Source organism: Streptomyces sp. NPDC058086 (assembly GCF_042885015.1).
Taxonomy (GTDB): Bacteria; Actinomycetota; Actinomycetes; order Streptomycetales; family Streptomycetaceae; genus Streptomyces.
On sequence record NZ_JBHVST010000224.1, the window covers coordinates 1 to 5,471 of the forward strand.

The following is a 5,471-nucleotide window of genomic DNA, read 5'->3' on the forward strand; positions in this document are numbered from 1 at the left end:
GGCTCTCCGGAACCCCGCTCGGCGGCAGCTGGACCTCACGCCTCGACACCCTCCGCCTCTCACTCGCGTCACCGTGAAAAGACCAGCAGAGTCACTCCGGCGGACACCTCACGGGAAGTTGGCACGCTGGTCGGCCACGCAGGCACAGTTTCCGCGGTGATGACTGCGGTGATCGGTGGAGAACTCTGGGTCGTCACGGGTGGTTCCGACGGAACGGTGGGCCTGTGGGAGCCGGCGGCCAGGCGGCAGATCGGCCGGCAACTGGCTTTCCCGCGCCGGTCCACTCGCCGACCCTGACCCCGGAAGGCTCGCTCGTGGTGGGCTTCGGCGGCGACCTCGCGGCCCTGACCCTGCATGCCGACCCTGGCACCACGGGACGGTGAGCCGCTGGTGCTGTGACCGGAGTGGTTCGCCGGTTCCGTCCGACGATGAGGACAAGGCGCAACTGGCGGCTGCGCAACCCGGCGAACGTTCGCGGTCACCGCACAAGCTGCCGAGACCCCAGAAGGCCGCGGTGTAGTACGACGAACAGATACCGGTGAGGAAGTAGGCACCCGTGGCACCGCACTGGTCGGCTCCACTACCAGGGCTGACGGCCAGGACATGCCCCATGCCGGAGATCATGTACGTCTCCACGACCGGGTCCCCGTTCGCGTCGTCGTAGACGGCGCGGGTGGTCCCACCTGGCAGGCTCGTCGTGGCGGACGGTGTCTGGCCGATGCCCCACACATTGGTCCACTGGTCGCGCAGCTCGTTAGCGTTGGCAGGTACGACCGTCCAGTCACTTGTGCCCTGCCAGATCGCCACCCGAGGCCAAGGCCCGCTCCATCCTGGGTCGGAGTTGCGCACCAGGCCGCCCCACTGCTGCGGCGCCTTGTTGGAGGCCATGTACTGGCACTGGATGGCGCTGACTAGATCGGTGCCGCATTGCGCGGGCAGACCGGAGTCGATTGCCCCCCGCGAAGACGTCTGGGTAGTCGGCGAGCAGGTCTGCGGTCATCGCACCGCCCGCGGACAATCCGGTGACGTATATGCGGCTCGGGTCGGTTCCGAAGTGGGCTTTGGCGTAGTCGACCATCTGTTTGACGGACAGTGCCTCTCCCTGGCCTCTGCGGGAGTCTTCGGGCTGGAACCAGTTGAAGCAGGACATGGCGTTGTTGGAGCTGCTGGTCTGAGGGAAGACCAGTGCGAAGCCGTACCGGTCCGCGTACTTTGGCCACCCACAATGGCTGTAGTAGTCGGCTGCGTGCAGCCGTGCAGGGCGACCACCAGCGGTGCCTCTGGCGGAAGGGTGTCAGGTATGTAGCTGTACATCGCCAGATTGCCGGGGTTGGATCCGAAGCCGACGATCTGGTTCAGCGAGGCCGCCTCTGTGGGCTGGGCGGCAAACTGGCCGCCCAGCGCGAGTGCCACGGTTGTGATCAAAGCCGTGAGGCACCGCAGGAGATTCCTCGCGGGGCCGGATCGGTTGGTGGGGGGCATTGCGGCTCCAGACGTTGAAGACGTCGATATGGTGGTTGGTACCTCTTCCGTTGACAGGTGAGGTTGGCCTGGTCACCCTGGCGCGCTGCCACGCAATGCGGTCGTGTGTGTCGGGAGAGCAGAGGGCCTGTTCGTGAGCTCTACTCCGACTGCACCGACGACTGATGACGGCTGTCAGGGTTGGACTGCCTGCCTCACAAAATGGTGATTTCAGACACGGATTCACGCCATAGTTGGTGCCAATACCCCAGCGTTATGCCTTGTGTGGGGGCGCCTCATAGCGGTACGTCCCTACAGCATCGCGCGGTTGGCTGTCGTGGCTCGGGAGCGAGCAGCCTTCGGCGACGGTGGGGCGGGACGGGACTTCTATGTGCCGACGGGCACCCGCCTGATCCAGGGCCCCCAGGCCCCAGGATCGCGGATACGGGAGGTCACGATGATGTGGCTGTTGCGGCGCCGGGGCACGCCCCGGCGAAGAATCCCGGTTGCGGAGTGCGCCTGGGCGAGCATCGCAGGGTCATCCAGTCCGTCCAGGACGAGGAACCAGTTGTCCCACGTGTCCTCCCGTTTCCCTTCCAGGGCAGCGAGGGCCAGGTCCTCCAGCGGCTTCCTGCCGTCTCGGGCCGCCTGCAGTTGCCTCGGTGTGGCGCCCGCCTTGACTGCCAGGTCGGTGAGGCCGGCCTTCAGGGACTCCTTGTCGCGGGCGTTGATCCAGTAGACCTGGCCGCTGATGGCCGTCCTGCCCAGGTCGATCGGCCTCGACTCGTAGAGCGCCCGGATGGTCTTTCCTGTCCCGGCAGGTCCGACATATGCCGTGATCGGCGTGCGCCGGGCCGGAGACCGGCGCCAGCCCATGCGTGGCCTGTGCGGGTAGGTGCCATACGGGCCCGCGTCGGGATCAAGGCGGTACGGCGGCTGCAAGGACAGGGCGGAATCCCTGGCCGCAAGGTGGCCGTAGTCCGGCGGTCCGGGCACGGAGAAGCGGACCACTTGCGACACATGATCGGAGAGGCAGGCGGTACCCCCGGAAGGCAGCGCGACCGGCTCGGTGAACAGCAGATCGGTTTCCGTGACCGGGTGGCGATCGAGGTCACCGTCGACGAGCAGATAGTCGACCCGGTGGGCTCGCTCATGGGCGGGCAGCAAGTCGGCGTGGAAGGTCGGCACGTTCCCCGCGGCGAACGGATCCTGCCACACGCCGCCGTCCACCACGGCGTCATACAGACCGCAGTCGCTGGGGAGGTTGAAGTCACCACAGGCGATCACCAGGGCCGTCCATGGGCTGCGGGTCCGGTCCAAGACTTCGTGGACCCGCCTCACCTGCTCGGCCTGAAGGGCTTCGTAACGATTACCGGCCGACCACTCCCCGTCCCTGTTCGCGGTCAGATGCACGTTTCCCACCACTGTGCGCAGTGCCGGGACCCTGAAGACCAGCAAGCCTTGCAGACAGGCGCCCGCGGTCATGGCCGCGCGAAAGAACCGGCTTCCGCCCTGCGGACGCGTGCCACGGAACGACACGTACTCGGCTGACGCCAGCGGCAGCCGGGAGAACGAGACCAGGCCACCTGCTGGCTGACCGAGCACCCCGGTCTTGCGGGCAACGAAGCGGAACGACGGCAACCGGGTCCGCAGGAAGGCCAGCAGGCCGGGCGTCCAGACCTCCTGGAAGTTCACGATGTCCACGTCCGCCTCTTCAAGACGCCGGCAGAACTCCACCGCTCGCTCCCGCACCGGAGGCAGCGAGTTCGCCAGCCCGCAGCAGACATTCAGCGACGCCACCCCGAAGGTCGCCCCTCTGCCCGGCATCCGTTTTCCCCTTTCGCCCAGACCCGCACCCGGTATCGTCCAAGTTCCGGCCGGGAAGTCAGGCTGTCCCGACCCTGGCAGACACCCCGGTCGAAATGAATCAGGGAGTCTACGTACTGCACTACGCATTCCTCCATGCCCCGGTACTCAGAAGCCTCATGCGCTGGCGACGCTGGAAGCATCTCGTCCGCCTTGGCGGCGGACTTCGACATCGGCGCCGGGGAGTGCCAATGGCGGCCGATACCTTGCGTCAACCCACGCGCCACGTCATCAAGGAGCGCTCATCATGACGCCCGAGACGGACGAGTTCGAACCGCCTACAGATCGGATTAGGGGTGCTCTGCACCGGGCCGTCGCCCGTCGACCGCGGAAGCCCCGACAGCAGGCATCAAGTGATCGTCGACCAGCACGCCACATCTCTCGCAATGTCACTGACCGGCGAAGACGAGCAGAGGGATCACCCAGTTGATCCCCCTGCTCGACGCCATTCCTCGTATACGCGGCCTCCGCGTCCGTCCCGCCATCGTCTGCGGTATGTGTTCGCCGAATGCGGCAACGGCTTCGACAAGCACCGGCGGATTCTTCGCAGGCGGGCGATCACCTCTGAAATCGCCCGACGTTGTGGTGGCCGTGTCGGCGCCGTTGTTCCGGACGTGGTTGCGGCGGTCTTGCTGACAGGGGACGGGCCGGCCGCATGCTCAGCAGTCAGAACCGGCGATGACGAAGTAGCCCGGGGACGTCTCCTTCAGCGTGTGGATGACGGCGACGTTGTATAGACCCATGTTCTGATTGGAGCCGTTGGCGTAGGTGTAGCCGCCGCTCTGGCGGGCGCGGCCTGCCGCAACCTGGTTGTAGTTGTCGTCCACCGGAGCCGACCACGGCGGCCCTCCGCCTCGGTTGACGGGGTCCAGCGGCAGACCGTCAGGCTCCCCAGCAGACCGCATCACGGACACACCAGTCCCCCGTCAGGGGGCCCTGCCAATCTCGTTCACGTGAACGGCACGGAGCACCACCGGGGCCGTGAACGAGGAGAGGTGCCCGGAGTGGCTGATCGGGACCAGCGAGCACGCCTCACGGTCGGGCCCCCTCAGAGGCCCACGCAGGTTCGAATCCTGCCCTCTCCGCCACAAGGGACATCCCGGTTCTCGGACCCGAACTCCCGACTGCAACCCCCTGATCACGTACCAGTACGCCTGAGTGGACCTGCGATAACGGGCAGGCACGGGGCACAAGAATGAGATCGCGGGTCCGAGCCGGCGCCATCCGGCCATCCCACAGGCCCCGGTGATCCCAGGCATGCCCATGGATGGCTCGGGCGCAGCTCTCCGCCCAGTCGGTGAATGGCCAGGACGTCGCGGTCGTCGACAGTTTCTGCGATCTTGCCGAGCCAGTTCGTTGCCCAGTCGAGCCGGTGGATGCCTTGCAGCGTCCCGACGGCTACGGACGCTGCACCTCCCTCCTCCACAGCAATCGGGGAGCCGCTCCGCCTTTGGCGAGTTGGTCTCAAGTAGGTCGGCTGTCCCCTCCTGGCTGCTGCCGCCCGAAGACGTGCCCGTCGCGGGCGCCAGCTGTGCGCATGCGCGCTGTGTTTGCAAGGGCCGCCGGGCAGAGCACACTGTGCCCGAAGCGGGCCAGGGCGCGGTCGGCGACGGCTTCGATCTCGAGGGGCTTGTCGTCGGCGATGTCGAGGGTGAGCTGCCGGGTGGCTTTGCGGGCTGGAGAGCGTCGGCGCGCAGCGCGATGCTGCGGACCCGGGCGCGCTGGAGCCCGAGGATTCGTACAGGGCGTAGGCGGTGCGCGCCAGGAGCACGGTGTGGTGGGTGGCTTCGGGCAGGGTGCGGCTGCGGCGGGTGGCCGTCTGGTCGGCGTAATGGATGGTGCAGGTCAGGCCTTGGGCGATCTGGTTGCTGGTGCGCAGGCGGGTGCCGAGGTCGTCGGCCAGGGCGAGCAGAGCGCGCCGGTGCTGGCCGGGATCGAGTTCTTCGCGAGGGAATGCGTGTTCGGTGCGGATGCTCGCCGGCGCGGGGGTGGGGTCGACGACCGCCGTGTCGCGGGCGCGCTCGTGGAGGGTGCGGCCAAGGCGGGCTCCTAGGACGTGTTTGAGATGTGGTCACAGCGCCTGTCGTATGAGGGTGAGCTGGACGGTCGACTCGTAGCGGACGGCGAGCTTGTCGTACCTGGTC

At 67.2% G+C, this 5,471-nt stretch carries 3 protein-coding genes and 1 pseudogene; all 4 read right to left on the reverse strand.

Annotated features, from left to right (window positions below; genetic code table 11):
* Nucleotides 1-781 precede the first annotated feature (781 nt).
* The 4 genes and pseudogenes from ACFVWD_RS57100 to ACFVWD_RS57115 all read right to left on the reverse strand — a co-directional run bounded on the left by ACFVWD_RS57100 (nt 782) and on the right by ACFVWD_RS57115 (nt 5,299).
* Complete coding sequence (locus ACFVWD_RS57100; RefSeq protein WP_389606996.1) at nt 782-1,252, reverse strand: alpha/beta hydrolase family esterase; 471 nt, start codon at nt 1,250-1,252, stop codon at nt 782-784.
* A gap of 596 nt (nt 1,253-1,848) precedes the next feature.
* Entirely contained in the window at nt 1,849-3,288 is a 1,440-nt protein-coding gene (locus ACFVWD_RS57105; protein ID WP_389606995.1) for an endonuclease/exonuclease/phosphatase family protein, read from the reverse strand.
* A gap of 698 nt (nt 3,289-3,986) precedes the next feature.
* A pseudogene (locus tag ACFVWD_RS57110) lies at nt 3,987-4,151 on the reverse strand (esterase); the annotation flags it as partial.
* Between the two features lie 314 nt (nt 4,152-4,465).
* Nucleotides 4,466-5,299 (reverse strand): hypothetical protein, encoded by an 834-nt coding sequence (locus ACFVWD_RS57115; RefSeq protein ID WP_389606998.1) that lies wholly within the window; start codon nt 5,297-5,299, stop codon nt 4,466-4,468.
* Between the last annotated feature and the right edge of the window lie 172 nt (nt 5,300-5,471).